26 protein-coding genes, 2 tRNA genes and 2 pseudogenes are annotated in these 26253 nt (G+C 69.1%); 8 read left to right on the top strand and 22 right to left on the bottom strand.

Translation table 11 applies throughout. The annotated features are described in order from the left end of the window. Positions 1–230: 230 nt before the first annotated feature. The 11 genes and pseudogenes from NJ4_RS12845 to NJ4_RS12805 all read right to left on the bottom strand — a co-directional run bounded on the left by NJ4_RS12845 (position 231) and on the right by NJ4_RS12805 (position 6891). Positions 231–521, bottom strand: coding sequence for an MGMT family protein (locus NJ4_RS12845; protein WP_067435499.1), 291 nt, complete (start codon positions 519–521; stop codon positions 231–233). 3 nt (positions 522–524) lie between these two features. After that, entirely contained in the window at positions 525–1061 is a 537-nt protein-coding gene (locus NJ4_RS12840) for a DUF488 domain-containing protein (RefSeq protein ID WP_217996853.1), read from the bottom strand. Positions 1062–1083: 22 nt separating this feature from the next. After that, a pseudogene (locus tag NJ4_RS27185) lies at positions 1084–1170 on the bottom strand (HVA1 family protein); the annotation flags it as partial. A 23-nt stretch (positions 1171–1193) separates the two neighbouring features. Further along, a pseudogene (locus NJ4_RS27180) lies at positions 1194–1295 on the bottom strand (HVA1 family protein); the annotation flags it as partial. 295 nt (positions 1296–1590) lie between these two features. Then, positions 1591–1666 (bottom strand) — tRNA-Ala (locus NJ4_RS12835). A gap of 99 nt (positions 1667–1765) precedes the next feature. Beyond that, positions 1766–2614 carry a divisome protein SepX/GlpR gene (gene sepX, locus NJ4_RS12830; RefSeq protein ID WP_067435496.1) on the bottom strand — a complete coding sequence of 283 codons (849 nt, stop codon included), beginning with the start codon at positions 2612–2614 and terminating at the stop codon, positions 1766–1768. A gap of 113 nt (positions 2615–2727) precedes the next feature. Next, positions 2728–3324 carry a GNAT family N-acetyltransferase gene (locus tag NJ4_RS12825; protein ID WP_067435493.1) on the bottom strand — a complete coding sequence of 199 codons (597 nt, stop codon included), beginning with the start codon at positions 3322–3324 and terminating at the stop codon, positions 2728–2730. After that, positions 3321–3824, bottom strand: coding sequence for a MogA/MoaB family molybdenum cofactor biosynthesis protein (locus NJ4_RS12820; protein WP_245644554.1), 504 nt, complete (start codon positions 3822–3824; stop codon positions 3321–3323). The genes NJ4_RS12825 and NJ4_RS12820 overlap by 4 nt, the downstream gene beginning before the upstream one ends. After that, on the bottom strand, positions 3812–4282 hold the full coding sequence (gene moaC, locus NJ4_RS12815; RefSeq protein WP_067435490.1) for a cyclic pyranopterin monophosphate synthase MoaC: 471 nt from the start codon (positions 4280–4282) through the stop codon (positions 3812–3814). The genes NJ4_RS12820 and moaC overlap by 13 nt, the downstream gene beginning before the upstream one ends. Before the next feature lie 13 nt (positions 4283–4295). Continuing rightward, positions 4296–5519 carry a molybdotransferase-like divisome protein Glp gene (glp, locus tag NJ4_RS12810; RefSeq protein ID WP_067435487.1) on the bottom strand — a complete coding sequence of 408 codons (1224 nt, stop codon included), beginning with the start codon at positions 5517–5519 and terminating at the stop codon, positions 4296–4298. Then, positions 5512–6891, bottom strand: a complete 1380-nt coding sequence (locus NJ4_RS12805; protein WP_067435483.1) for a UTP--glucose-1-phosphate uridylyltransferase — start codon at positions 6889–6891, stop codon at positions 5512–5514. The genes glp and NJ4_RS12805 overlap by 8 nt, the downstream gene beginning before the upstream one ends. A gap of 59 nt (positions 6892–6950) precedes the next feature. Between NJ4_RS12805 and NJ4_RS12800 the strand changes: the two genes are divergently transcribed. After that, positions 6951–7532: a 5-formyltetrahydrofolate cyclo-ligase gene (locus NJ4_RS12800; protein ID WP_067435481.1), complete on the top strand. Its 582-nt coding sequence runs from the start codon at positions 6951–6953 to the stop codon at positions 7530–7532. On the opposite strand, the gene NJ4_RS12795 is transcribed toward NJ4_RS12800, so the two are convergent. Together NJ4_RS12795 and NJ4_RS27175 are read right to left on the bottom strand one after the other, a co-directional pair. Then, positions 7522–10092 carry a penicillin acylase family protein gene (locus tag NJ4_RS12795; protein ID WP_245644553.1) on the bottom strand — a complete coding sequence of 857 codons (2571 nt, stop codon included), beginning with the start codon at positions 10090–10092 and terminating at the stop codon, positions 7522–7524. The genes NJ4_RS12800 and NJ4_RS12795 overlap by 11 nt on opposite strands. Positions 10093–10117: 25 nt before the next feature. Then, a complete protein-coding gene (locus tag NJ4_RS27175; protein ID WP_067435478.1) occupies positions 10118–10519 on the bottom strand; it encodes an FmdB family zinc ribbon protein in 402 nt (133 codons plus the stop codon). A gap of 137 nt (positions 10520–10656) precedes the next feature. Between NJ4_RS27175 and NJ4_RS12785 the strand changes: the two genes are divergently transcribed. Together NJ4_RS12785 and NJ4_RS12780 are read left to right on the top strand one after the other, a co-directional pair. After that, positions 10657–11343: an SAF domain-containing protein gene (locus NJ4_RS12785; protein WP_067435475.1), complete on the top strand. Its 687-nt coding sequence runs from the start codon at positions 10657–10659 to the stop codon at positions 11341–11343. A gap of 75 nt (positions 11344–11418) precedes the next feature. Beyond that, entirely contained in the window at positions 11419–11760 is a 342-nt protein-coding gene (locus NJ4_RS12780; RefSeq protein ID WP_067435472.1) for an MscL family protein, read from the top strand. A gap of 74 nt (positions 11761–11834) precedes the next feature. Here NJ4_RS12780 and NJ4_RS12775 read toward each other — a convergent pair whose 3' ends face one another. Together NJ4_RS12775 and NJ4_RS12770 are read right to left on the bottom strand one after the other, a co-directional pair. After that, on the bottom strand, positions 11835–12065 hold the full coding sequence (locus NJ4_RS12775) for a hypothetical protein (RefSeq protein WP_067435470.1): 231 nt from the start codon (positions 12063–12065) through the stop codon (positions 11835–11837). A gap of 3 nt (positions 12066–12068) precedes the next feature. Beyond that, positions 12069–13268, bottom strand: coding sequence for an LCP family protein (locus tag NJ4_RS12770; RefSeq protein ID WP_067435467.1), 1200 nt, complete (start codon positions 13266–13268; stop codon positions 12069–12071). Between the two features lie 140 nt (positions 13269–13408). On the opposite strand from NJ4_RS12770, the gene NJ4_RS12765 reads away from it, so the two are divergent. Further along, positions 13409–13481 (top strand) — tRNA-Arg (locus NJ4_RS12765). Between the two features lie 60 nt (positions 13482–13541). On the opposite strand, the gene NJ4_RS12760 is transcribed toward NJ4_RS12765, so the two are convergent. The 3 genes from NJ4_RS12760 to NJ4_RS12750 all read right to left on the bottom strand — a co-directional run bounded on the left by NJ4_RS12760 (position 13542) and on the right by NJ4_RS12750 (position 17170). Then, complete coding sequence (locus tag NJ4_RS12760) at positions 13542–14909, bottom strand: MFS transporter (protein WP_082748516.1); 1368 nt, start codon at positions 14907–14909, stop codon at positions 13542–13544. A 211-nt stretch (positions 14910–15120) separates the two neighbouring features. Next, complete coding sequence (locus tag NJ4_RS12755) at positions 15121–15906, bottom strand: hypothetical protein (RefSeq protein ID WP_067435463.1); 786 nt, start codon at positions 15904–15906, stop codon at positions 15121–15123. A gap of 88 nt (positions 15907–15994) precedes the next feature. After that, complete coding sequence (locus NJ4_RS12750) at positions 15995–17170, bottom strand: saccharopine dehydrogenase family protein (protein ID WP_067435459.1); 1176 nt, start codon at positions 17168–17170, stop codon at positions 15995–15997. 49 nt (positions 17171–17219) lie between these two features. On the opposite strand from NJ4_RS12750, the gene NJ4_RS12745 reads away from it, so the two are divergent. Further along, entirely contained in the window at positions 17220–17489 is a 270-nt protein-coding gene (locus tag NJ4_RS12745; RefSeq protein WP_067435456.1) for a DUF2277 domain-containing protein, read from the top strand. Positions 17490–17569: 80 nt separating this feature from the next. Beyond that, entirely contained in the window at positions 17570–18352 is a 783-nt protein-coding gene (locus NJ4_RS12740; protein WP_245644552.1) for a Sir2 family NAD-dependent protein deacetylase, read from the top strand. Here the strand turns inward: NJ4_RS12740 and NJ4_RS12735 are convergent. Continuing rightward, a complete protein-coding gene (locus NJ4_RS12735; RefSeq protein WP_067435537.1) occupies positions 18339–19025 on the bottom strand; it encodes a metal-dependent transcriptional regulator in 687 nt (228 codons plus the stop codon). The two genes, NJ4_RS12740 and NJ4_RS12735, sit on opposite strands and share 14 nt — an antisense overlap. A 137-nt stretch (positions 19026–19162) precedes the next feature. Between NJ4_RS12735 and NJ4_RS12730 the strand changes: the two genes are divergently transcribed. Both NJ4_RS12730 and NJ4_RS12725 read left to right on the top strand, forming a co-directional pair. Further along, the gene (locus NJ4_RS12730) at positions 19163–19954 is read left to right on the top strand and encodes a hypothetical protein (protein WP_067435450.1); all 792 of its coding nucleotides are present in this window, start codon (positions 19163–19165) and stop codon (positions 19952–19954) included. Then, complete coding sequence (locus NJ4_RS12725; protein ID WP_082748514.1) at positions 19951–21516, top strand: glycoside hydrolase family 13 protein; 1566 nt, start codon at positions 19951–19953, stop codon at positions 21514–21516. Before NJ4_RS12730 ends, NJ4_RS12725 begins: the two co-directional genes overlap by 4 nt. Before the next feature lie 316 nt (positions 21517–21832). Here the strand turns inward: NJ4_RS12725 and NJ4_RS12720 are convergent, their stop codons facing one another. From NJ4_RS12720 to NJ4_RS12710, 3 genes are read right to left on the bottom strand one after another with little or no spacing between them, the layout of a single operon-like run. Next, positions 21833–23821: an ABC transporter ATP-binding protein gene (locus NJ4_RS12720; RefSeq protein ID WP_067435447.1), complete on the bottom strand. Its 1989-nt coding sequence runs from the start codon at positions 23819–23821 to the stop codon at positions 21833–21835. Then, complete coding sequence (locus tag NJ4_RS12715; protein ID WP_067435444.1) at positions 23818–25551, bottom strand: ABC transporter ATP-binding protein; 1734 nt, start codon at positions 25549–25551, stop codon at positions 23818–23820. Before NJ4_RS12715 ends, NJ4_RS12720 begins: the two co-directional genes overlap by 4 nt. Further along, positions 25551–26159, bottom strand: coding sequence for a TetR/AcrR family transcriptional regulator (locus tag NJ4_RS12710; RefSeq protein WP_157551115.1), 609 nt, complete (start codon positions 26157–26159; stop codon positions 25551–25553). Before NJ4_RS12710 ends, NJ4_RS12715 begins: the two co-directional genes overlap by 1 nt. Positions 26160–26253 lie beyond the last annotated feature (94 nt).

Below are 26253 nucleotides of genomic sequence, written 5' to 3'. Positions count from 1 at the left end.
CACCGCCAACGAGAATCGGTGACGCCAGTCGGTGGTCCTAGGGGCTGAACGGACCGCACGACTGGTAACTGCGACACACATGGGACCTCTCAGGCGGAGCGATCCGCGTCAGAGCAGCGACTTACCTGTCGAGCGGTCCGCCATGCGGGGCCAGACCCCGCAAACCCAACAGGCGGGGCCCAAGTGATGGGTCCGGCCTGTCCGGATGCCGCAGAAGCACTCGGGTACGCCTACTGGCGCGGCTGGCGTCGGGCGAGTCTCATGTCGACCCGGCTACCGCGCATCGGCGTGCCTTCTTGGGCCAAAAGCTCAGGCGCCGTGCCCTCGTGACAGGTGGCCGGCGTGCCGTCGGCACGCACAACGCGCCACCACGGCACCGCGTCGTCGTCGTCGAGTATCCCCATCACACGCCCGACCTGCCGGGCGCTGATGTGCAGCACTTCACCAATGTCGCCGTAGGACCAAACCTGGCCTGGCGGTATGGCGCACACTTCCTCGCGCACATCGTCGATCAGACCCACCGCTCACTCACCCGCCGGTGGATAGGTCAGGTGCCCGTCGTCCAGATGCGCGTGACCGGTGAGAGTCGCGGGTGTCGTCAACGTGAGGGACATGATGTGCTCCACATCGATCCCGGCGACCAACAGCGCGTCGGTGACCAGGCGGCGGTGGCAGCGCCACGGCACGGCCTCGCTGCACATGATCGCTGGCCGGCCTTGCCGGGCGAGCTCGATCAGCTCTGCCAGACCCTGCCCGAACTCAGGGGTGGCCGTGTAGTCGGCGTAGTCGCGGAACGCCTTGACGTTCCAGCCGGTGTTCGGGCTCGGCACGTCCTTCGGGGTGTGGCGACGGCCGCCGAGGTTGCGGATCCAGTGGTAGTCGATGTCGGTGGGAAGGACGTCGATGATCCGGTCCTGGTTCCATTGCGGAAACGTCCGCGACGACGGGAACGAGCGGATGTCGACCAGGTCGGTGATCGCGTTCGCGCGCAGCATCGCGAGCACATCGTCGAAGTCCCGATTGGAGTGCCCGATCGTACAGATGGCGTTCGGTGCGCTCAACGACAACACGTTCGAGCAGGCGTCATCGCGATACCTTGGTCAACGCCTGCCCCTTGTGGGCTGCGATGTGATCGGTCTTGTCACTCTTGATCTCGTACTGCGGGTCGTCCTCGGATGCTGACGGGGGTGGCCCTTGTAGGTGAACTCCTTGACGTGAACCTTCGTGATGGTGCCCGAGACGTCTCCGGCCTCGGAGTTCCAGCTCACATGATCGCCGACCTTGAATTCTGACATTGCCGTCGCCTTCCCGAGGGTGTGTTCCATCATAGGACGGCCCCGGTCACGCTTCGACGGGTCGCACCCCGCCTTGAGGCTGGGTGACGCGTTCGGGTAGGCCGGAGGGCGAGGAAGATCCGCTCCGAAGCTCAGCCGCAGCCATGCGGTTCCGGCCGCTCCGATCGAGTGTCATTCAGTTCCACGAGGAGGGCGGAGCGTCGTGCACGAACCCAGAAGCCAAACAGCAGACCCGTAGGATCCGCTGTCGGTGATCTTGGTCTTCATCGTGTCGAGGGTTCGATCAAGAACCATGTGGTGGAGCTGAGGGGATTCGAACCCCTGACCTTCTCATTGCGAACGAGACGCGCTACCAACTGCGCCACAGCCCCATCGCGTCGACGTACTCACGCGAGGCAAAAAGATATCACCAGCGCCCGGGTGGTTCCGAATTGGTGCCGGCCTGCGACCTCCTCAACCGGCGGCGGACGTCAGGAGTTGACGACCTGCTTCTCGTCGCCCTGGTCGCGGTCGTCACGCGCGGCCTGGTCGACAGCGTCGGCCTCACGGGCGATCGCGGCGTCCTCGTCGGTGCGACCCGAGGTCCACGCGCCCGGCTCGCCGAGGTTGATGGTGCGCACGGTGCGGCGTACGGCGGCCGGCTTGCTGACGTAGGTCGGGAGGGTGACCGGGACCGGGTCCCACAGTTCGGCATCGACGGCGTCGATCGTGGCGGTCTCGGCCGACGGGGCGACCTCGTCGAAGCCCTGCTCGTTGCGAGAGACGTCGTAGTCCTCGGGAATGTCGTCGGGGAGGTCGTCCTGCTCGTCATCGGCGGCACTCTCGATCGGCGCGGTGCCCAGGAGGACGGCGTCCGCGGCGATCTCGGACTTGACCATCAACCGGCACAGCACCAGCCAGACCACCATCAGGCCGACCGGCACGCTCTGCCAGATCCAGCCGATCGCGCCCGCGGTGGCCACGGCGGCGACGGCGACGTTGAGGAAGAGCAGGATGCCGAACACGCGGCGGCGGCGGGCAGTGGCGACTCGGGTCGCCTCGCGCCGGGCACGCAGATGCTCGGGCGTGGCCACCGGAGACGACGCCGCAGCACCCTTGACGCTCACCTCGGTGGTGTTGTCGGAGCGACCGGGCTGAACGACCAGACGCGCGCTGCCACGGGTGACCGGTTCCCGGCGGGCCAGGACCCGCATGGTGTTGGAGAACCGTTCGACCGAGCGACTTCGCGAGACCTCGTCATGGTGACGGAGAGCCTTGGGCAGCAAGTAGGCAGCCCAGGCGACGGCAAGGGCGACGAAGATGATTCCGGACAGTTCCACGCCTCGAAGGTTATGAGCCTTAGCGAACTGTGAGGCGGATGTCCATAGGTGTGTCGCAAAACAACTGGTGTGACCTGTGTGATTCAGGCGCTCTGCAGGAAGTTGTTCACGCTTTAGGTGTCGGCTGCGGACTCAAGCCGTCGCACCAGCCCGCCGGGACACTCCTCGGCCGTGATCGCGAACTGACGGTGGTCCCGCCAGGCGCCGTCGATGTGCAGGAACCGCGGCGCGTAGCCGACCTCGTGGATGCCCAGCTTCTCCACCACCCGCAGGGAGTTGGTGTTCTCGGGGCGGATCGAGATCTCGATGCGGTGCAGTCCGGCGACCAGGAAGCAGTAGTCGATCGTCATCGCCACCGCCAGCGGGATCACACCGCGCCCGGCCACGCGCTGGTCTACCCAGTAGCCGACCGAGGCGAACTGCCCGGATCCGCGCACGATGTTGTTGACCGTCACCTGCCCGACCAGCACGCCGTCGACCTCGACGACGAACGGCATCGCCTGGTCCTCACGCGCCAGCTTGGTCAGGCGCTTGACCATGCCCCGGAATGTGGCCGGCCGGCCCCTGGCGCCGGGCGGGACGGTCGCGTCCCACGGTTTGAGCCATGCCGCATTGCGGGTGCGCGCCTCACGCCAGGCACGAGCATCGGACTGCTCGATCGGCCGCAACGTCACCTCGCCGTGCTCGAGGGTGACGGGCCAGTGGCTCATGTGTGATCGCTTCCGGTGATCTGCTCGACGGCGTGCCGCAGCACGGGTTCGAGCACGGCCAGACCATCTTTCACGCCACCGCGCGATCCGGGAAGGTTCACGACGAGACAGTCTCCCGAGACCCCGGCCAGGCCGCGTGACAGAGCCGCGGTCGGGATGCCCTTGCCCACGCCGTACGCGCGGATCGACTCGGCCAACCCGGGCACCTCTCGGTCGAGGAGCGGTCGGGTGGCCTCGGGAGTGCGGTCGGTCGGTGTCAGGCCGGTGCCGCCGGTGGTCAGGACGACCCGGGCTCCGGCCTCGACGGCGGCCGCGATGGCGGCGCCGACGGGATCACCGTCGGGCACGACGGCCGGCTCGGAGGCCGAGAATCCCCAACCCTGCAAGGCAGAGACGATCAACGGGCCGGTCTCGTCGGCGTACACGCCGGCAGCGGCACGGTTGGACGCGACGACCACGGCGGCAGGCAGGCGGTCGGGCCCACCCTTCACCGGGTCCACTCCCCCGACTTTCCGCCGGACTTCGCCTCGATGCGCACGTCGGTGATCACCGCGCCCTTGTCGACCGCCTTGACCATGTCGATCACGGTCAACGCCGCGACCGAGACCGCGGTGAGGGCCTCCATCTCGACGCCGGTGCGGTCGGTGGTGCGCACGGTGGCGGTGATGTCGACCGACTCGTCGCCCACGACCAGGTCGACCGTGACGCCCGAGATCGCCAGCGGGTGGCACAGCGGGATCAGCGACGGAGTCTGCTTGGCGCCCATGATGCCGGCCAGCCGGGCCACGCCCAGTGCGTCGCCCTTCGGCACGCCCTCGCCGCGCAGCAACGACACGACGGCCGCGGAGACGAGCACCCGGCCGGAGGCAGTGGCCTCACGCGCGGTGACCGCCTTGTCGGACACGTCGACCATGCGGGCCGCCCCGGCCTCGTCGACGTGGGTCAGCCGGTCGCCCATCAGCTGCTCCTCATCAGAAGTCCTCGTCGAGCAACAGCACCTGCACCGAGTCACCCGGCGTGAGGCTGGTGACGTCGGCGGGCACGTTGATCAGCGCGTTCGCGGTCGCCAGGTCGCCGAGCAGGTGGGACCCGTGACCACCGACCGGCGTGACGACCGAGGCGTCATAGTCGGCGCGCACGAACTGCTCACGACCCTCCGGCGAGGAGAACCCGTGGGTGAGCCGTGCGGTGCGGGTGGGCCGTTCGTACGGCGTACGACCTTGGAGCCGGCGCAGCGCGGGCAGCACGAAGACCTGGAAGGAGATGTACGACGACACCGGGTTGCCCGGCAGCGTGAGAATCGGCACCTCGTCGTCGCCGATGAAGCCGAAGCCCTGAGGCTTGCCTGGTTGCATGGCGACCTTGCCGAACCACATGGTGCCGGTGTCGCGCAGTGCCTCCTTGACCACGTCGTAGTCGCCCTCACTGACACCGCCACTGGTGACCACCAGGTCGGCCCGCACCAACTGGTCGTGCAGGGCCTCGGTGAACCCCGCCGCGTCGTCGGGCACCGAACCGACCCGGTAGGGGATGCCGCCCGCCGCGCGGACGGCGGCGGCCAGCATGTAGGAGTTGGAGTCGTAGATCGAGTCCGGCGCCAGCGCGTCACCGGGCTCGCGCAGCTCGGAGCCGGTGGAGAGCACCACGACCCGGGGTCGCGGGCGCGCCTTCACCGAGGAACGACCGACCGCGGCCAACAACCCGACGTGACGCGGGCCCAGCACGGTGCCCTCGGAGACCAGCACCTCGCCCTTCTCGACGTCCTCACCCGCACGGCGGACGTGCTGGCCCAGCTGGGGCGCGCGACTGATCTCGACGTGAGCCACGCCCCGATCGGTCCACTCGTAGGGCACGACCGCATCGGCGCCGTGCGGCACCGGGGCGCCGGTCATGATCTTGACCGCGGTTCCCGGCGACAGGGCGACCAGACGGGACTGGCCGGCGCCGATCTCACCGACGACCGGCAGGTGGATGTGGTGGTCCTCGGCGGCGTCGGCCACGTCGTGGAAGGCCACCGCATAGCCGTCCATCGCGGAGTTGTCGAAGGGTGGCAGCGGCATCGGCGCGGTCACGTCTTCCGCGATCGGCAGGCCGACCGCGTCGAGCAGTGACTGGTCGTAGACGCCCAGGGGCTCGATCGAGTCGAGGATGCGGGCGAGGTGGTCAGCGACAGAGATCGGCCCCGGCTCAGCCATCGAGCACCGTCCCCGAGGCCACCCGCTGGGCGCCCTTGGCGGAGTCGAGGGCAACCTCGCCGGTCACCTTCACGTTGGCCTCGAAGGTGAAGTCACCGTCGATGCTGAACGAGTCGGCACCACGCAGGGACGGCGCGCCCTGCGGGAAGCGCTTGTCGAACTCGCCGACCAGCCGGTAGAACGCCGGGTCGAGGGTGATCAGCGGGATCCGCTCCCCCGCCTGCTCGAGCACGAAGTCGGAGCTGATGTCGTAGACGTCGGAGCGCAGCACCAGCAGATCCTCGGTGGTCTTGACCGGGACGAACCGCTCGCGCCCGACCTCGATGGTGCGAGCATCCTCGAACACCTCGATCGCGGCACCCATCGCGGTCTCGATCTGGATCACCTCGGGCGACGTCTTGTCGCCGGGGTCGACGTGCTTGAGGTTGCGGATCAGCGGGAGGCCGAGCACGCCGTGGCGCTCGGTCAGTGTCTGCTTCATCGCGGTCAGGTCGAACCACAGGTTGTTGGTGCTGGTGAACCGATGCCGGTCGAGGTCGGCCAGCGCCGTCCGGTCGGCGTCGAGGGTCTGCGCCGACTCGCGCAGGATGATGCGGCCGTCGCTCTTGCGTCGGGCGAAGTGCCCGCCCTTGCGGTCGGCGGCGGTACGTCGGACGGCCTCGATCGCGAACGGCGCACCGGACTGGGCGAACCAACCCGCGACCCGGGCATCGGGGACGGCACCGAGGTTGTCGGAGTTGGACACGAACACGCGCTGGTAGCCGGCCTCGATCAACTGGTCGAGCAGGCCACTGCCGACCAGGGCGGTGTAGATGTCACCGTGGCCGGGCGGACACCACTCGAGGTCGGGGCTCTTCGGCCAGACCACCGGGGAGAGGTCGTCGACCAGGAGCTTGGGCTCCTTGTTCTGGAGGAACTCCAGGGGCAGGCCGGCCACCGGCAGGTCCTCGTAGCGGCTCAGCGCCGCCATCGTGTCCTCGGAGGTGCGGAAGCTGTTCATGAAGATCAGCGGCAGCGGGGCGCCGTACTCCTTGCGGAGGGCGAGCACCTGCCGGCTGATGATGTCGAGGAACGACAGCCCGCGACGCACGCAGAGCAGCGACTTGGCGCGGTCCATGCCCATCGACGTGCCGAGGCCGCCGTTGAGCTTGATCACCGCGGTCTTCGCGATGGCCGCGGCGGCGGTCTCGTCGTCGACGCTGACGTCGGCCAGCGACTCCATCTCCAGCGGGTCGATCGCCTCCTCCGGGATCATACCGGTCTCACCCGCCTCGAGGAGCCGGAAGTAGTGCGCGAAGACCTCACGCGCGCCGGGTTCGATCTCGGCGGCGGCCATCTTGTCGAGAGCACGGTTGAGTGCGGAACTGCCCATACCTTCGATCGTAGGCCGAGCCGCGCCCGGAGCAACAACCACCGCCTAATGTGTGGGACATGTCAGCAGCCCAGAACGTCCCGAAGACGGCGTTGCGCGACCAGTTGCTCACCGCGCGCAACCGGTTGTCACTGGCCGAGGTGTCCGCAGCCGGCGTCGCCATCGCCGAGCACCTGCTGGCCACCCCCGAGGTGCGGCGAGCGGCCAGCGTGGCGGCGTACGTCTCGATCGGCAACGAGCCCGGCACCGGGCTGCTCATCGACGGGCTGATGGCGGCCGGCAAGCGGGTGATCCTGCCGGTGCTGCAGGCCGACGACGACCTCGACTGGGCGGCGTACGACGGCTCGCTGACGCCGGCCCGGCGGGGACTGCTCGAGCCGACCGGACCCCGTCTCGGCCCTGACGCCGTCGCCACGCCGGACGTCGTCCTCGTGCCCGGCCTGGCCGTGGGCGCCGACGGAATGCGGATGGGACGCGGCGGCGGCTCCTATGACCGCGCGCTGTCCCGAGTGCCGGTCGGCACCTTCACCTGTGTGCTGCTGTACGACGACGAGCGGGTCGTCGGTGTGCCTGCCGAACCGCACGACCGTCGCGTCACCGCCGCCGTCACCCCCTCCGGCCTCCACCGCTTCACGGGGTGAGGGTCAGGGTGTGCTCCTCGGCATCGTCGACGGCGTCCTCACTGAACACCCACGGCAGGGTGCGCCCCTCGACGAACAGCTCGGTCTGGTCGGTGTAGTTCGAGTGGTAGGCGTGGCCGGAGTTGCCGGTCAGGTTGATCCAGCGTGAGTCGTCGAAGTCGGCCAGCGAGACCACCATCCGCATCGACGGCGCGGAGGTCACCTCGTAGCCCTCGGCGGCGTCCCACGACGTGGCGTTGACCAGCGAGCTGCCACCGCCGACGCGGAACTCGCGGTTGAACAGCGCCTCGACGGCGCCGATGCCGGAGGTGCCCAGGGTCTGGTTGCGCAGGTCAAGCTGGTGCAGGCGCCCCCACTCCCAGTCGTCGGGGTCGCGTGCCATCAGCCGGATGATCTCGTCACTGGCCGCCAGCATCGCCTGCCGCAGGATGTCGTCGCGGTCCTCGACCTCGTCGGTTCGCCGGTCGTCCCACCACTCGTTGCTCGGATCCTCGAGCAGGCCGGAGACCACGGCCCACCAGCGGTCGCCACCGTCGGGTCGCAGCGACTCGCGGACCTCGTCGTGGAAGGTCAGCTCCAGCAGGTTGCGCCACACGACGTTGAAGTACGCCGCCCCCGCGGACGACGCGCCCTGCGTGCGGTCCCAGTCGCGGAGCACCCTCTGGCCGTCGTGTTGGTAGCCGGCCGGCAGGCGGATGTCGAGCAGGTGCGGCACGAGCGCATCGGCCAGCGCACTGCGGTCGTCGAGTTGCAGGTCGGTCATGTCGTCGACCGAGAGTTCGTCGCGCGCCTCGATCAGGTCGCGAATGCGCTGGGAGCGGTAGCCCCGGTCCCAGTCGTCGGTCAGGTAGTTCGGGTAGGAGCCGTCGACCACGGCCTGGTTCGCGGTGACCACGAACCCCTCGTCGGGGTCGTAGAGCTTGGGCAGCGCCTCGAACGGGACGGTCAGGCTGCTCCAGTCGTTCTCCGGGAGCCATCCCGCCACCGGCACGGAGCCGTCGTTGCCGGACTTGCGGATCGGGATGCGCCCCGGTGCCTGGTAGCCGATGTGACCCTCGCGGTCGGCGTAGACGAGGTTCTGGGCCGGCACCGCGAAGTCAGCGGCGGCACTTCGGAACTCGTTCCAGTCGGAGGCCTGGTTGAGCTCGAGGATCGCGTCGGCCGTCGGCGCCGGGTCGAGTGCCGTCCAGCGCAGGGCCACCGCATAGCCGTTGCCGCGCTCGGGGCCCTTCGGCGCCTCCGCGTTGGCGCCCACCGAGCTCAGCTGCGAGGACACGTCGGAGAGCAGAGGCCCGTGGTCGGTCTCCCTTACCGTCAGCTCGAAGTCGTCGCCGTCGTGGACCTTGATCGTCTCGGTGCGCGTCTTCAGCGGCCGGTAGCGGCCGTCGTACAGCCACCTGTTGCCGTCGAGCCTCTCCAGGAAGAGGTCGCTGACATCGGGGCCGAGGTTGGTGAAGCCCCACGCGATGTCGGCGTTGTGGCCGATCACCACGCCGGGGACGCCGGCGAAGCTGAACCCGGAGACCTCGAAGGGACACGCGTCGGAGACGGTGCGGCAGTGCAGTCCGACCTGGTACCAGATGCCGGGCAGGCTGGTGCCGAGGTGCGGGTCGTTGGCCAGGATCGGCTCACCGGTCGTGGAGTGGTCGCCGTCGACGACCCAGCTGTTGCTGCCGATGCCGTCGCCCTTGCCCAGCAGTGCCGGCACCGCGTCCATGCCGCGTTGTGCCGCCGCGACCGCCCGCACCTGGCCGGCGGTGTACGGCGGCCGCGCCGGGTTGCGGCTGCCGGGACGCGTGGCCTCGGGCTCGTAGCGTCCGTCGACGAGGGCACCCTGGCCCACGATCGGGGCGTGCTTGGTGAAGTCGTAGGGCGGGTAGAGCTCGGCGACGTGCTCGGGGGTGTGGTCGACCGAGAGCAGCACCCGGGCGATCTCGTCCTCCATGTTGCCGCGCAGGTCCCACGCCATCGCCTTGAGCCACGCCAGGGAGTCGACCGGGGTCCACTCCTCGAGGTGGTAGTCGAGCCCGCCGGCGCGCAGGATCGTGTATTCCAGCGAGATCTCGGAGAGCGAGTGGTCCTCGAGATAGGCGTTGACCCCGTCGGCGTAGGCCTCGAGCGCCGACCGCGTCTCGGGCTTGAGCATGGCCAGCTCACGCTCGGCCACCCGGCGCCACCCCATGGTGCGGATCGTCTTGTCGGTGTCGAGGGTGGTCTTGCCGAACATCTCCGAGAGCCGACCGGCCGTGATGTGGCGACGTACGTCCATCTCGTAGAAGCGGTCCTGGGCGTGCACATAGCCCTGGGCGCGCATCAGGTCGCCGGTGGTGTCGGCGTAGATCTGCGGGATGCCGTGCCCGTCACGCACGACGGTGACCTTGCCCTCGAGGCCCGGGACGGCGATCTCGCCGTCCATCTGCGGGAACGAACGGCGGACCAGGACCACACCGGTGACGAGGCCGCCGATGAGCACGAGCACCAGGCCCAGAGCGACGTACGACGCCGCGCGCGCGGCCCACGGCCAGCCTCGGAAGGTGCTCCAGCCCTGCTTGAGATTCACCCCGGCATTGTCCCGTGGCGCGCGGTCAGGAGGCGGAGGACGCGCTGCTCGAGGTGCTGGAGCTCGTGGAGCCGGAGCCCGTGCTGCTCGAGCCTGTGCTGCTCGAGCCCGTGCTGCCAGAGCCCGTGCTGCTCGAGCCCGTGCTGCCAGAGCCCGTGCTGCCAGAGCCCGTGCTGCCGGAGTCCTTGCTGCCCGAGTCGCTGCTGCCGGAGTCGCTGCCGCCGGAGGACGCGAGCGACGAGCTGGAGCCGCTGCGCGAGTCAGTGCGGTAGAAGCCGGAGCCCTTGAAGACCACGCCCACCGCGTTGAAGACCTTGCGCAGGCGACCCTGGCACTCGGGGCACACGGTGAGCGCGTCGTCGGTGAACTTCTGGACCTGCTCGAAGGCGTGGCCGCACTCGGTGCAGGCGTACTGGTAGGTGGGCACGGGCTGGAAATCCTCCGGGAGACAGCGGTCGGGTCGACGGGGGGCTCGGGCTGGCACTCGAGCGGGCCGACTGCCAATGATACGGCACCTGTGGAGAACTGATTCACGCTCCTCCGGGCAGACCTAGCCTCGCTGTCATGGCCCGCACCGGTTCTTCCTCCCCCGCCAGCTCACCCGCCAGCTCACCGAGCGATCTGCGCCAACGACTGACCGATGCCCGACGCACCGTCGCCCGGGCGATCCTGGCTCGACGACGCCTGCTCTGCGCCCTGTGCGTGGCCGGGGCCGTCTTCGCGACCGTCCGGGCGCTGGCCCCGACCCCGCCACCCACCGTGCCGGTCACGGTCGCCGCGCACGACCTACCCGCCGGCGCCGTCCTCACCGCCGGTGACCTGACCACGGTCGAGCTGCCCGCGGCCGCCGCGCCCGACAAGGTGACGAGTACGTCCTACGCCGTGGGCCGCACGACGACGGGTCCGGTGCGACGCGGTGAGCCGATGACCGACGTCCGCCTGGTCGGCGCCGGGCTCCTCGACGGCTACCCCGGGCTGGTGGCGGTCCCGGTGCGGGTCCCCGACGACGGAGCGGCCGCGCTGTTGCGCGTGGGTGATCGAATCGACCTGCTGGCCACCGACCAACGCACCGGCCAGACCGACCGGGTCGGGGACGACGTGCCCGTGATCGCCCTGCCCCGCGAAGGTCCGGATTCGCAGGCAACCGGTGCATCCGGACGCCTCATCGTGGTGGGAAGCACACCTGAGACCGCCGAAATTGTCGCTGCGTCTGCGGCGACGCGCTATCTCACGGCGACGATTTCGCGCTAGCGTGTTGCGCTGTCTAGTCCCCACATTGGGATTCCGGCGCCCCTCGGGAGCCCGGATCAAGAAGGAGAAACACAAATGGACGGATTCAAGAACTTCCTGCTCCGCGGAAACTTGGTGGAGATCGCCACCGGTCTGATCATGGCGCTGGCTTTCGCCGACGTCGTCACCACGTTCACCAACTGGCTCACCAGCCTGCTGCCGGACAGCGCCGACGACTTCTTCAGCAACGAGATCAACTCGTTCGGTGCGTTCCTCAACGCCATCGTCGCGTTCATCATCATGGGTGCCGTCGTCTACTTCTTCGTCGTGGTGCCCTACACCAAGGCCAAGGAGCGCTTCTTCCCGGGCGAGGCCGCCGGCCCGACCGAGGTCGACCTGCTTGCGCAGATCCGCGACCAGCTCGCCGCGCGTCCCTGATTCAGACCCACGCGCACCACTGACGAGGTCCGTCCCTTCGGGGGCGGGCCTCGTTCGTCGTGGTGGGCCGATGGTCAGCCGTGATGAGGCGGCACCTGGCCGCGGTACCACTCGTCGCCCTTGCCCGAGGACTCGGGCCCACGCTCGTCGCCGGTGGTCTCGGGCAGCACGTCGCCGAAGATCGCAGCCAGCCGCTTGCGCCGCTGCCACGCGGTCTCCTTGGCCGGCTCCTGCTCGGTCTCGGGCTCGGGCTCCTGCTCGGGCCGATCGCTCTTGCCCGGCTCCCGCTCCTCCTGCTCAGGCACGAGTCAGCCGCACAGTCCGTTGGCCTCGGCCGACTCGGCCGCCTCGGTCTCCGCCTCGGACTCACTGGCGTCGTCGGAGGGATCGGCCGACGGGGACTCGGTGGAGTCGGGGTCGGGCGTCGCCGTGGAGCCCGGCCGTCGGGCCGCGGTGATCACGTCCGAGCTCAGTCGCTTGCTCAGCGGCTCGTCGAACCTCATCTTCTTCCACAGCAGGTTGGCGTCCTCGGCCCAGACCAGCCGGTTGGGGTCGGGTTCGTAGAAGTCCCACGGCACGGTGATGAACTTGATGTTCTGGGTGCCGAGGTCCTGGAACTTGCCGGCCAGGTCCGCGATCTTCTTCGGCGAGCCCAGACGCTGGTCGACGGTGAGTGACTTGGTGGTCGCGTCGAGGAAGTCGTAGAGGCGGTCGGGTCGGGCGAGCACACCCTTGCTCATCACCTTGTTCGCCAATGCTGCCAAGAAGGCCTGCTGACGCTTCATCCGGCCGATGTCGCCGTTGTTGGAGATGTTGTGACGGACGCGCACGTAGTCGAGCGCCTCCTGTCCCTCGAGCTCGCGAGTGCCGGCCTTGAGGTGGATGTTGCCGACCGGGTCGTCGACGTCTTCGGGGATGCAGACCTCGACACCGTCGATGGCGTCGACCATGTCCTTGAACCCGTTGAAGTCGACGACCACGAAGTGGTTGATGCGCACGCCACTGAGCTGTTCGAACTGGCGGATCGCGCAGGCGGGCCCGCCGTAGGCGAAGGCCGCGTTCCACATGTCGAAGCCCCCGGGGATCTCCTCCATGTCGTCGTTGTAGCAGGTGGGCCGCTCCACCATCGCGTCGCGCGGCAGGCTCACGCCGTAGGCGAACTTCCGGTCGCCCGAGAGGTGCATCACGATCGTGGTGTCCGAGCGCTGGCCGCCGCCGGTCAGCCCGTCGATGTTGTTGCCGGCGCCCTCACGCGAGTCCGAGCCCATGATCATCACGTTGAGGGGCTTGCCGGGCTTGGTGAGATCGGCCTCGTCGGGCCGATCGTCTCCGAGCTGCTTCTCGACGTTGAGCACGTTGAGGTTCTCGGTGAGGTGGCGGTAGGTGTAGACGGCGAAGAGACCCATGCCGAGCGTGAGGACGAGGATCCCGTAGCCGAGCAGGCTCAAGAGGCGATGCTTGTGCTCGGTCTCGCCACGATGGCGGCCGTTCGATTCTGCGTCGCTCAACTGGACTTCTCACTGAATGCTGGGGGTCTTCGGGGCGGGCTGCGCCCGATGAACGGTAATGCAGCCCACCAAATTGTGCGGTTCAACCCGGAATCCGCCAAAACAGCTTCGGACCGGGCATGGCAAGATGTGCGGCACCCGCCCCAGTAGCTCAGTGGATAGAGCAGCCGCCTCCTAAGCGAAAGGTCGCAAGTTCGACTCTTGCCTGGGGCACGGACGACGAAGGTCCGGCACCGCGATCTCGCTGGTGCCGGGCCTTCGTGCATGGTCACCTCAGACGGCCACGCTCACCTTCGGCTCGGCCACGGACTCGTCCGGGCCGACGACGGTCGTCGTACGCCCGCCGGCCACGCCGCGCACGCACAGGGTGACCAACGCGCCGACGAGACTGACCGCGGCGAACAGTTGGAAGGCGGTCGAGCCCCCGACTCCGGCGCCGACGAGGACGCCGCCGAGGACCGGGCCGACGATGCCGCCGAGTCGACCGAACCCGGCGCACCAGGCGACGCCGGCTGCTCGAGCCGAGGTCGGGTAGTAGTTCGAGACAAGTCCGTAGATCAGCACCTGGGTGCCGATGGAGCCGACACCGGCTACGGCCACGGCGGCCAGCACCGCGGTGAACGGCAGGTCGAACGGCATCAACACCAGCGCCACCGCAGCAAGCAGGAACGTCGTCGCGACCACGCTGCGCGCGCCCCGACGGTCGGCGACCCAGGACGCGATCAGCCCGCCGACGATGGCACCGAGGTTGAGGAGCAGCAGGAAGGCGAGCGCGTAGTCCTTGCCGTAGCCCTTGCCCTCCATGATCTGGGGCAGCCAGGTGTTCAGGCCGTAGGTCAGGAGCAACCCGGAGAAGCTCATCAGGCCGAGCAGGACGGTGGGCACGAGCAGCGGCCGTGAGGCGAGGGCGGCGTACCCGACCTTCTCGGAACGGGCCGCACGTGCGGCGGCCAGGGCGCTTGAGTCGGGCAGCGCGACGCCGGTTCGGCGCGAGGCCTCGACGGCACGCGCATTCTTCCCACAGGAGAGCAGCCACAGCGGCGACTCGGGGAGCTTCAACCACGCCAGCGGCAGCAGGAGCACGATCGGGAGAGCGCCGAGCCAGAACAGCCCACGCCAGCCGGCCACGTCATCGAGCGCGATGGCGGCCAGCGCGGCCACGACACCGCCCGCGGGGATGCCGCTGTAGACGATCGCGTTGTAGCGGTTGCGGCGGCCTTCGGGCGCGAACTCCGCCACCAGGGCCCCCACGGTGGCCACGAGCGCCCCCACCCCGATTCCGGTCAGGAAGCGACCGGCGCCGAAGGTGACGACGCTCGAGGTCGTCGCCGTCAGGGCCATCCCCACCGAGAACCACGCGATGTTGACCAGCATGATCCGGCGCCTCCCGACCAGGTCGCCGATCGCGCCGGCGGTGAGGGCGCCCACGAGCACGCCGATCAGCGCCCAGCTGCCGAGCGTGCCTGCCTGCTCGGGCGTGAGGCGACCGATCTGGGAGTCGTCGGCGAGGAGGGTGGGCACCACGGTGCCGTAGACGACGAGGTCGTAGCCGTCGAAGAGGAGGGCCGCGAAGGAGAGCCCGACCACCCATCCGAGGGTGCGGCTGCGGCGGACTTCCGCAGTGGCTGAAGTGCTGGTCATGAGAGTCTCCGGTTCAGGTCTTTTCGGACATTCCCGTCACCCTGACAGCCAGTGGCGCGCGTCACACCGGGGCAATGCCTAGCCTTGACCACGGGCGCCTTTCGGTGTCCGTAGGTCTCAATCGCCCAGGTCTGAGTCCTGGTCCGCGATCCATGCCTGGGGACGAGAAGGGGCCCCGCACGTTCGACGTGCGGGGCCCCTTCTCATCGGGTCACTTGATGGTGGTCTTGATCTCGCCCTCGGACTTCTTGTCGTGCATCAGCTCGCCCCTGGCGTCGACCGGGGTGATGGTGACGTCGAAGGTGATCGGGGACTTCTTCTGGTACTTGAAGTTCTCGCCGAAGGAGTAGGTCTGGCCGGGCCCGAACGGGTAGATGCCGGCCTCGTTGTAGCCGCCGTCGGCCAGCTTGTCCTCGTTGACGCCCAGCGACTCGTAGATCGAGTCGTCGGTGTCGCCGTCCATGCCCTGCATCCACTTCCAGTCGTCGTACCGCGCGCTGATCGAGACCCGGCTGGAGCCGAGATCGATGGGGGCGCCGTTGTTGGTGACGACGTAGTTGACGACGATCAGGTCGTCGCCCTTCTTCAGGATCGGCTTGTTGGTGTCGGGGTCGACGAACATGCCGTCGTCGGTCGCCTTGGCGTGGCCGACCTGGTAGATCGCGACCGTGACGTCGCCGACCTCTCCGGTGGTCAGCAGCTCACCGGGCTTGGTGACCGGCAGCGCCCACGTCGGCTGCGTCCCACTGGCGGCGGGGTCGCCCGTCTCTGCCGGGGACTCCGACGGGGACTCGGCCACCACGTCGCTCGGGTCCTCCGACGTGGTGTCCGCGCTGGCGTCGTCGCTCGCCGCGCCTTCGGTGCTGGACGAGCTCGAGTCGTCCTTGTCACTCTTGTCGTCGTCCTTGTCGTCCGAGCCGCAGGCGCTGAGCACCAGGAGCGGGGCCAGGACGGCGGCGACGACTGTGGTTCCGAAACGGATGCGGCGATGGCGCATGGGATGTCCTTCGATGGAGGGGGCTGCGATCACGGGAGATTGTCCCCCGCTGCTCGCGCGCCGAAACCGCCGGACCACCCCGGCTGCGTCACACCTGGTCGATGACCTCGAACCTCATTCCGGCGTTGCGCAACCGCTCGAGCAGCAGGTCGCCCATCGCGACCGCCGTGGTCACCTGACCGGAGGTCTTCGGGGTCTCGTCGAAGGCGAGGCACAGCGCGGACTCGGCGAGCATCTTGGAGGTCTCGGTGTAGCCGGGATCGCCACCGGAGACCCGCGTGTGCACGAGCTCGCCGTCGGCCTCCCCGACGAAGTCGACGGTGAACCATGACGACCGACGCCGCGACTCCGACGGGCCCTCGCCCTGCTTGACCTTGCCCTTGAGGAAGTTGCGCACCGGGCCCAGCTGCGCGGCAGCCGCGACGGCGGTGACCCCCACGGCACCCGCAGCCGCGTAGCGGAGGGTCTTGGTGCCTGCGTAGTGGGAGTAGGTGAACTTCGGGCCGTACGACGGCAGGGCCGCCCCGCTGCGCTGCACCACCTGCGGGTCGATCGTCGGGAGTGGCAGCAGCCAGTAGCCCAGCACCTTGTCGCGGTGCGGCTTGCCCGCGGCGGCACGGCTCGAGCGCCCTTCGGGACGGCCCTCCTTGCGGCGGCGCTCAGCGAAGGCCGCCTTCATCTGACGGGCTCGCTCCATCGCCCCGAGGGCGGAGTGGAAGGTGCCGCCGGAGAACGTGGCATTGCTTCGCACGACGCCCCGCACCGTCACCGGCCCCTCGCTGGGCAGGTGCTTCATCGTGTAGAAGACGCCCAGGTCGTGCGGGATCGAGTCGAAGCCGCACGAATGCACCAGCCGGGCTCCGGAGGCGACTGCGGTCTGGTGGTGGGCCAACCACATCCGGTCGACGAACTCCGGCTCCCCGGTCAGGTCGACGTAGTCGGTGCCGGCTCCGGCACACGCCGCGACCAGCGGCTCGCCATGGGCCACGTAGGGACCGACCGTGCTGATCGCGACCCGGGTGCGGGCGGCCACCTCGGCCAGTGCGGACGCATCGGCGGCGTCGACGACCAGGAGCTCCATGACCTCCAGGCGCGGGTCGACGGCGGTCAGTCGGTCACGCACCGCCTCGAGCTTGGCCAGGCTGCGACCGGCCAGTGCCCAGCGGAGGCGGGCCGGTGCATGCCGGGCGAGGTAGTCCGCGGTCAGGCCACCGGTGAAGCCGGTCGCACCGAAGAGGACGATGTCGAAGTCGCGATCTGCCATGGCGCAACTGTGCCACCCGGCCCCCCGCGCGCGGCGTACCGTGGGAGGCATGTGCCGCAACATCCGACCGCTCAACAACTTCGAGCCCCCTGCCACCCCCGACGAGGTGACCGCCGCCGCCCTGCAGTACGTCCGCAAGGTCAGTGGCACGGTCAAGCCCTCGCAGGCCAACCAGGCTGCCTTCGACGAGGCCGTGCACGAGATCGCCCACATCACCGCACACCTCCTCGACAACCTGGTCACCACCGCGCCGCCCAAGGACCGTGACGTGGAGGCGGCCAAGCGCAAGGCGCGTGCGGAGCTGCGGTACGCCCGTTGAGCGTGGTCTCGACGGGTGCGACCCGAGGTCGTGCGACAGGTGGGGCGCACGTCCTCGAGTTCCTCAGCGCCCGACCTCTCGTGACGCTCACCGGGGCCGGGCTCTCCACCGACTCCGGCGTGCCCGACTACCGCGGACCGAACGCCCCCGCACGCCTGCCGATGACCTACGGCGAGTTCGTCTCCGGCCCCACGGCCCGGCAGCGCTACTGGGCTCGCAGCCACATCGGCTGGAGCCGGATGACCGGGGCCGTGCCCAACCCCGGGCACCGGGCACTCGCCGCGCTGGAGGCGCGCGGCCGGATCGACCTGCTGATCACCCAGAACGTCGACGGCCTGCACGAGGCCGCCGGCAGCAACGCCTTGGCCCTGCACGGTCGCATCGCCGAGGTGGTCTGCCTCGCCTGTCGCACGATCTCGAGTCGCTCGTCCCTCCACGAACGCCTGCAGCGGCTCAATCCCCGGTACGCCGAACAGCACGTCGACGTCGCCTCACGGCCCGACGGCGACGTCGATCTCGACGACACGTCCGCGTTCGTCGTACCCGACTGTGACGCGTGCGGTGGCGTGCTCAAGCCGCACGTGGTGTTCTTCGGCGAGAACGTCCCGACACCGCGGGTGCAACGGTGTTACGACGCGGTCGAGGCCCTGGTCGACCGGCACGGTGCCCTGCTGGTCGCCGGGTCGTCCCTGACGGTGATGTCGGGCCTGAGGTTCGTCAAACGAGCCGCGAAGCTCGGCGTGCCCGTGGTGATCGTCAACCGTGGAGCGACCCGCGGCGACGACCTGGCGACGTACAAGCTCGACGCCGGGTGCAGCGAGTTCCTGGGTGAGCTGGCCGGCAGCGAGCTCAGAGGCGCTTGACGAAGATGTGGTCGGCGGCCTCGGGGATGATCTCGGCGCTCTCGCCACCCGAGCCGATCAGGACGCCCTCGGCAGTGGCGACCACCACGACGGTCTTGTCCGGCACGGCACCGACCCGGCGCAGGGCGCCCATGAGGTCCTCGTCCTTCTGCATCTCCTCGGAGATGCGACGGATGTGGACCCGCGACTCCTCGGGGCCGGCGACGGTCGAGAGGGACTCGACGCCTTGCATGAAGTTCTCGCCCAGGTCCGACTCGCCGAGCTCGTGGAGACCCGGGATCGGGTTGCCGTACGGCGACTCAGTGGGGTGATCGAGAAGCTCGACCAGCCGACGCTCGACGGTCTCGGACATCACGTGCTCCCACCGACAGGCCTCGGCGTGCACGAGCTCCCAGTCGAGGCCGATCACGTCGGTCAGCAACCGCTCGGCCAGCCGGTGCTTGCGCATCACGCGGGTGGCCAGGCGCAGGCCCTCGTCGGTCAGCTCGAGGTGGCGGTCACCCTCGACGGTGAGCAGTCCGTCGCGTTCCATGCGCGCAACGGTCTGGCTGACCGTCGGGCCGCTCTGGTGCAGGCGCTCGGCGATGCGGGCGCGCAACGGCACGATTCCCTCCTCCACGAGCTCGTAGATCGTGCGGAGGTACATCTCGGTGGTGTCGATCAGGTCGCTCACACGACCCATTGTGGCCTACTGGTCGGCACGACGGGTGTCCGGCTCTCGCGGCCTCGCCTTTCGGCCCGTCCTGACTTCAGGCTACGTTCGTTGCCACGCACCGCCGATCGTCGTACGACCAGTCTGGAGATCCACCGATGCAGCACTTCCCGGCCACCGAGTTGAGCATTCCCGCTCGCTACTGCGGCCCGCCGTCGTCCGGAAACGGTGGGTGGAGCGCCGGCGCACTGGCCGCCCTCATCCAGCACGACTGCCCCGACAACCGGGCCGAGCGGTGGCCGGTGATCGAGGTGACCCTGCGCCAGCCGCCCCCGCTCGATGCTCCGATGTCGGTGACCGGCGCGGACGACGGCAGCATCGTGGCCGCGTTCGGTGGGGCCCCGGTGCTCTCGGCGCGCGTGCTCGCCGACGACACCCTGTCCCCGGTCGACGAGGTCTCCCCCGAGCAGGCCCGAGCCGCCGAGCCGACGTACGCCGGTCACCGCTCCCACCCGTTCCCCGGGTGCTTCGCCTGTGGCGTCGACCGCGAGCAGGGCGACGGGCTGCGCATCTTCCCGGGGGTCGTCGACCAGGTCGAAGGCCTGGCCCGGGTGGCCGCGACCTGGACGCCGCACCCGAGCGTCCAGGAGGACTTCCACGAGTACGTCGACGAGCACGGTCGTGCCTCGCTCGCCGCCACCTGGGCGGCCCTGGACTGTGTCGGCGGTTGGGCCGGCGACCTCGAGGAGCGGTTGATGGTGCTCGGCCGGATGACCGCCGCCGTCGACGCGCTGCCGGCGATCGGCGAGGAGCACGTCGTGGTGGGGCAGGGCCGTGGGCACCAGGGCCGCAAGACGTTCACCGCCAGCACTCTCTACGACGCGGACGGGCGCGTGGTCGCGCGGGCCGAGCACACCTGGATCGCCATCGATCCGGCCAGCTTCACGTGAGCGCACCGCCGTGGTGGCGTCACGCCGCCTGCTACCAGGTCTACGTGCGGAGCTTCGCCGACAGCGACGGTGACGGGGTCGGCGACCTGCCCGGCATCTCCTCCCGGCTGCCCTATCTGTCCGACCTCGGCGTCGATGCCCTGTGGATCACGCCGTTCTACAGGTCGCCTCAGCACGACCACGGCTACGACGTGGCCGACTACCGCGACGTCGACCCTCTGTTCGGCAAGCTGGCCGACGTCGACGAACTGCTCGAGAAGGCGCACGACCTCGACATCCGCGTGATCGTCGACCTGGTGCCCAACCACACCTCCGACCAGCACGAGTGGTTCCGGGCGGCGCTGGCCGCGCCGCCGGACAGTCCCGAACGTGCGCGCTACCTCTTCCGCGACGGCAGCGGGGACGCCCCGCCCAACAACTGGCAGTCGGTCTTCGGTGGCCCGGCCTGGACCCGGGTGCCCGACGGCCAGTGGTACCTCCACCTCTTCGACACCACCCAGCCTGACCTCGACTGGCGCAATCCCGAGGTCGCCGAGATGTTCGACGAGGTGCTCAGGTTCTGGCTCGATCGCGGCGTGGACGGCTTCCGCGTCGATGTGACGCACGGCCTGTTCAAGGAGGCCACGCTCCCCGACCAGCGGCTCACACCCGCCGAGCGGGCCGCCCGGGAATCCGCCCAGATCATGGTGCACGAGCACACGGAGCACACGCCGATGTGGGACCAGCCCGAGGTGCACGAGGTCTACCGCCGATGGCGCACGATCCTCGACTCCTACGACGGCGATCGGATGGCGGTCGGTGAGGCCTGGACGAAGGACGCCGAGTCGATGGCCCGCTACATCCGTCCGGACGAGCTCCACCAGTCCTTCAACTTCCACTGGCTCAGCGCCCCCTGGTCGGCCGATGCGTTCGCGAAGGTCATCGCCGACACCCTGGCCGCCGTACGACCCGTGGCCGCCTCACCCACGTGGGTGCTGAGCAACCACGACGTGGTGCGCCACGTGACCCGCTACGGCGGCGGCGCCGTGGGTCTGGCCCGCGCGCGTGCCGCCACCCTGACCATGCTCGCGCTGCCCGGGTCGTCCTACCTCTATGGAGGTGAGGAACTGGGCCTCGAGGAGGTCGATGTGGCGCCCGAGTTCTGGCAGGACCCGCAGGCCGGAACGCCGGGCAAGCTGACCCGCGACGGGTGCCGGGTGCCGTTGCCGTGGTCCGGGGACGCTCCGCCGTTCGGGTTCGGGCCCGGCGAGGGGCAGCCGTGGATCCCGCAACCGGCCGACTGGTCCTCGCTGACCGCTGCCGCTCAGGACGCCGATCCCGACTCGACGCTGGCCTTCTACCGCGCCGCCCTGCGGGTACGCCGCACGTTCGCCACCACGGCCGGTGACGACGTCGAGCTGCTCGACCTCGGGGACGACGTGCTCGCGTTTCGCCGAGGTCCGGTGACGGTCGTGCTCAACTGCGGCCCCGCGACCGTCCCCTTGCCCGAGGGCGATGTGCTGATGACCAGCGGTCCGGTCGACGGCGGGCTGCCTGCCGACACCGCCGTCTGGCTGCGATGAGGGGTTTCGCGGGGAGATAACCCCTTGTGGGCGCCTTCCCGGAGACGTACCTTGGCAGGACACGTGAGAGGAGGTGGTCCAGAAGATGCATTCTTGTCGGACTCGTGAGGTGGCTGCCCGCTAGCAGCTCCACTGCCGACAGAATTCACTGCGCAGCGTTGCAAGCGGCCAGCGAATTCCAGGCAGTCACCCGACCCGCAGGCGCTTCCGGACAATTTGGTCCGCCGGAAGACGGTGGTGCAGGTCCCCTCGGGGAAACCGCATCCCAACGCCTGCGGGTCGTTCCCATTTCCGGGCTGATCTCTGGTCACCCGGCTCAGACCACCGCCGCTGCGAACTGGGACTGGTAGAGCGCGGCGTACGCGCCGTCTGCTGCGAGCAGCTCGTCGTGCGTGCCCTGCTCGACGATCGCGCCGTCCTCCATCACCAGGATCAGGTCCGCGTCCCGGATCGTGGAGAGCCGGTGGGCGATCACGAACGACGTACGGTCACTGCGCAGTGCCGCCATCGCCTGCTGCAGCAGCAGCTCGGTGCGGGTGTCGACCGAGCTGGTGGCCTCGTCGAGGATCAGCAGCGCCGGGTCGGAGACGAAGGCACGGGCGATGGTGATCAGCTGACGCTCGCCGGCGCTGATGTTGCCGCCGTCCTCGTCGATCACGGTGTCGTAGCCGTCGGGCAGCGAGTGCACGAAACGGTCCACGAACGTGGCCCGCGCGGCCTCGAGGATCTCTTCCTCGGTGGCGTCCGGTCGACCGTAGGCGATGTTGTCGCGGATCGTGCCCTCGAAGAGCCACGCGTCCTGCAGCACCATGCCGATCTGTTCGCGCAACCGCTCGCGCGGCATCGCCGAGACGTCGACCCCGTCGAGCGTGATCCGCCCACCGGTGACCTCGTAGAAGCGCATCACCAGGTTGACCAAGGTGGTCTTGCCGGCACCGGTGGGGCCGACGATCGCGACGGTCTGGCCGGGCTGCGCCACCAGCGAGAGGTCCTCGATGAGTGGCTTGTCGGGGTCGTAGCGGAACGAGACCCGCTCGAAGACGACCTCGCCGTGACGGTCCGCGAGGGCGGCCGGGGCGGCGTCGCCGTCCGGGCGTTGCTCGTCGGCGTCGAGCAGCTCGAAGACCCGCTCGGCGCTCGCGACGCCCGACTGGAGCAGGTTCATCATCGAGGCCACAGCGGTCAACGGCTGGGTGAACTGGCGGGTGTACTGGATGAACGCCTGCACCTCGCCCAGGCTCAACGATCCACTCGCCACCCGCAGTCCGCCGACCACGGCGATCACGACGTAGTTGAGGTTTCCGATGAACATCATCAGCGGCATGATCAGCCCACTCACGAACTGGGCCTTGAACGACGCCTCGTAGAGCTGCTCGTTCTCCTCGGCGAAGCGCTGCTCCACCTCGTGCTGACGGCCGAAGACCTTGACCAGGGCATGACCGGAGTAGGTCTCCTCGATGTGCGCGTTGAGCTTGCCGGTCAGGCGCCACTGGGCGATGAACTGGCTCTGCGAGCGCTTCATGATCAGCGAGGTGGCATACATCGAGATCGGCACCGAGACCAGGGCGATCAACGCCAGCAGCGGCGAGATCCAGAACATCATCGAGATCACCGCGACCACGGTCAGCAGTGAGGTCAGCAGCTGGCTCAGCGTCTGTTGCAGGGTCTGGCTGATGTTGTCGATGTCGTTGGTGACCCGGCTCAGCAGCTCACCGCGCGGTTGGCGGTCGAAGTACTCCAGGGGCAGCGCGTTGACCTTGTCCTCGACGTCGGAGCGCATGTCCATGACGGTGCCCTGCACCACGTCGTTGAGCAGGAAGCCCTGCAGGAACGACAGCAGGGACGCCCCGGCGTACAACGCCAGCACGATCAGCAGCACGGCGCCGACGGCACCGAAGTCGACGCCCTGACCGGGCACGAAGTCCATCGCCGCCATCATGTCGGCGAGGCGGCCGTCGCCGCGGTCGCGGGCAGCCTGGACGACCTGCTCCTGGGTGAGGCCGGAGTCGAACCGGTTGCCGAACAGCCCGTCGAAGATGAGGTCGGTGGCGTGGCCGAGGATGCGGGGGCCGAGCGCGGTGAGCACGACGCTGCCGATCGCCAGCACCAGTAGGCCGATCGCCTTGACGCGGTACGGCGAGATGCGGCGGATCAGTCGCTTGGCAGAGGGGCCAAACGTCATCGCCTTCTGGCCGACCATGCCGCCGCCCATCGGACCACGACCGGGTCCACCGGGGCCGGCCTGGATGCGCTCGGTCTCCTTGAGGGTGCCGCCGGGCTTGGTGGTCTTCTCGGTCTCACTCATGCTGCCTCCTCCGCGGTCATCTGCGACTCGACGATCTCCTGGTAGGTCTCGCACCCGGCCAGGAGCTCGTCGTGGGTGCCACGGCCGACGACCACCCCGTCCTCCAGGACGAGGATCAGGTCGGCGTCGCGGATGGTGGAGACCCGTTGGGCCACGAGCACGACGGTCGCCTCCCGGGTGACCGGCACCAGGGCGGCTCGGAGCCGGGCGTCGGTGGCCAGGTCGAGCGCCGAGAACGAGTCGTCGAACAGATAGATCTCCGGCTCCCTGATCAGGGCTCGAGCAATGGCCAGCCGTTGCCGCTGGCCACCCGAGACGTTGGTGCCGCCCTGGGTGATCGGTGAGTCGAGCCCCTCGGGCATCGCCTCGACGAAGTCGCGTCCCTGGGCGATCTCGAGCGCCCGCCACAGCTCGGCGTCCGTCGCGTCGGGCTTGCCGTGGCGCAGGTTGCTGGCCACGGTGCCCGAGAACAGGAACGCCTGCTGCGGCACCAGCCCGATGCGGTGCCACAGGGTCTCGGGGTCGAGGTCACGGACGTCGACCCCGTCGATCCGCACACTCCCGGAGGTGGCGTCGAAGAGGCGGGGCACCAGGTTGACCAGCGTCGACTTGCCGGATCCGGTCGATCCGATGATGGCGACCGTCTGGCCGGGGGCGGCCTCGAAGCTGAGGTCCTGGAGGACGGGCTGCTCGGCGCCCGGGTAGGTGAAGCCGACGTCCTCGAGCACCAGGCGACCCGCGTGGTCGAGGCTGGTGACCCCGTTCGCCGGCGGCAGCACGCTGCTCTGCGTGTCGAGCACCTCGGTGATCCTGTCGGCGCAGACCGACGCGCGAGGCACCATCATCAGCATGAAGGTGCCCATCATCACCGACATCAGGATCTGCATCAGATAGGAGAGGAACGCGGTCAGCGAGCCGATCTCCATCTGGCCGCTGTCGACCCGGTGGCCGCCGAACCAGAGCACGGCCACGCTCGAGACGTTCACGATCAGCATCACCAGCGGGAACATCGTGGCCATCCAGCGGCCGGCCCTGATCGAGACGTCGGTGAGGTCGTCGTTGGCCTTCTGGAAGCGGCGGGTCTCGTGCGGCTCGCGCACGAACGCCCGCACCACGCGGATGCCGGTGATCTGCTCGCGCAGCACCCGGTTGACCCCGTCGATGCGCTCCTGCACGAGGCGGAAGCTGGGCACCATGCGGGAGACCACGACGCCCACCGCCAGGAACAGTGCTGGTACGACGACCGCGAGCAACCAGGAGAGTCCGAGGTCCTCACGCATCGCCATCAACACGCCACCGACCATCATGATCGGCACGGCAACGGCCATCGTGCAGGTCATCAGCGCCAGCATCTGCACCTGCTGCACGTCGTTGGTGTTGCGGGTGATCAGTGACGGCGCGCCGAACTGGCCCACCTCGCGCCCGGAGTAGGTGCCGACCCGATGGAAGACCGCCGCCCGCAGGTCGCGACCGAACGCCATCGCCGTCCGCGCGGAGAACCAGACCGCCACCACGGAACAGAGGATCTGCACGAGCGAGACGGCGAGCATCAGCCCGCCGGTGCGCATGATGTAGCCCGTGTCTCCGACGGCAACGCCCTGGTCGATGATGTCGGCGTTGAGGCTGGGCAGGAACAGCATCGCCACGGTCGAGACGAACTGCAGGGCGACCACGATCGCGATCCAGGTCTTGTAGGGCGCGAGGTAGGTGCGGAGGAGTCGCACGAGCATCAGGGGGTCTCCTTCTTCACGACGCCGTCGATGATGACGTCGGCAATCTGTTCGGGGGTGAGGTCGGCGGCGATCTGCATGCCGGGGTGCCGGGAGCCGAAGACGAGGCTGCGCAGCACCACGGCCGCGGTCTCGGGCGGCATCGTGAGCTGGTCGCGGTAGGGCTCGAACAAGCGGGTGAGCATGGTCAGCAGCTCTCGGTTCGCGCGAAGGATGAACTGCGGTGGGCCCTTCGGGTTCCTCGTCTCGCCCGACTCGGGCACGAGTTGGCGCCGAACGGCGAACATCACCTTCATCGCTCGATGCATCTGGTCGGTCAGCGACACCGCTGCGCGCTCGACGCGGCCACGCAGGTCGGGCACCTCGGCCAGCATCGCGTCGAACGCCGCTTCACCCTCACGCGGACTGATCGCCTCGGCCGCGACCGCCATCATCAGCGAGGCCTTGTCGGGGTAGACCCGGAAGATCGTGCCCTCGGCGATGCCGGCGGCGACGGCGATCTGCTTGGTGCTGGGGGCCTCACCGGTCTCGACGATCAGCGGGATGACGGCGTCGAGGATCGCACGACGGCGGTCGTCGGGAGACATGGGTGCGGCGCGAGGAGTCACGTCCGCAACAGTAAATGAGTGAGCACTCACTCACAAGCGGTTTTCTCGACCCGTCGTGAGTTCGGGCCGACCCGTCGTGAGTTCGGGCCGACCC

Origin of the sequence: Nocardioides jensenii JCM 1364 = NBRC 14755, assembly GCF_001552535.1 — a bacterium.
Taxonomy (GTDB): domain Bacteria; phylum Actinomycetota; class Actinomycetes; order Propionibacteriales; family Nocardioidaceae; genus Nocardioides; species Nocardioides jensenii.
This window is presented reverse-complemented; position numbering and strand designations above follow the sequence as displayed.

What these genes read in the sequence shown, in the direction of transcription:
- NJ4_RS12715 (WP_067435444.1), bottom strand. Translation starts at nt 25,551, where the DNA reads ATGCTCGTGCGACTCCTCCGCACCTACCTCGCGCCCTACAAGACCTGG.
- NJ4_RS12755 (WP_067435463.1), bottom strand. Translation starts at nt 15,906, where the DNA reads ATGCGCCATCGCCGCATCCGTTTCGGAACCACAGTCGTCGCCGCCGTC.
- NJ4_RS12825 (WP_067435493.1), bottom strand. Translation starts at nt 3,324, where the DNA reads ATGAGCCACTGGCCCGTCACCCTCGAGCACGGCGAGGTGACGTTGCGG.
- NJ4_RS12745 (WP_067435456.1), top strand. Translation starts at nt 17,220, where the DNA reads ATGTGCCGCAACATCCGACCGCTCAACAACTTCGAGCCCCCTGCCACC.
- NJ4_RS12730 (WP_067435450.1), top strand. Translation starts at nt 19,163, where the DNA reads ATGCAGCACTTCCCGGCCACCGAGTTGAGCATTCCCGCTCGCTACTGC.
- NJ4_RS12750 (WP_067435459.1), bottom strand. Translation starts at nt 17,170, where the DNA reads ATGGCAGATCGCGACTTCGACATCGTCCTCTTCGGTGCGACCGGCTTC.
- glp (WP_067435487.1), bottom strand. Translation starts at nt 5,519, where the DNA reads ATGGCTGAGCCGGGGCCGATCTCTGTCGCTGACCACCTCGCCCGCATC.
- NJ4_RS12780 (WP_067435472.1), top strand. Translation starts at nt 11,419, where the DNA reads ATGGACGGATTCAAGAACTTCCTGCTCCGCGGAAACTTGGTGGAGATC.
- NJ4_RS12785 (WP_067435475.1), top strand. Translation starts at nt 10,657, where the DNA reads ATGGCCCGCACCGGTTCTTCCTCCCCCGCCAGCTCACCCGCCAGCTCA.
- NJ4_RS12805 (WP_067435483.1), bottom strand. Translation starts at nt 6,891, where the DNA reads ATGGGCAGTTCCGCACTCAACCGTGCTCTCGACAAGATGGCCGCCGCC.
- NJ4_RS12720 (WP_067435447.1), bottom strand. Translation starts at nt 23,821, where the DNA reads ATGAGTGAGACCGAGAAGACCACCAAGCCCGGCGGCACCCTCAAGGAG.
- moaC (WP_067435490.1), bottom strand. Translation starts at nt 4,282, where the DNA reads ATGGGCGACCGGCTGACCCACGTCGACGAGGCCGGGGCGGCCCGCATG.
- NJ4_RS12800 (WP_067435481.1), top strand. Translation starts at nt 6,951, where the DNA reads ATGTCAGCAGCCCAGAACGTCCCGAAGACGGCGTTGCGCGACCAGTTG.
- NJ4_RS12760 (WP_082748516.1), bottom strand. Translation starts at nt 14,909, where the DNA reads ATGACCAGCACTTCAGCCACTGCGGAAGTCCGCCGCAGCCGCACCCTC.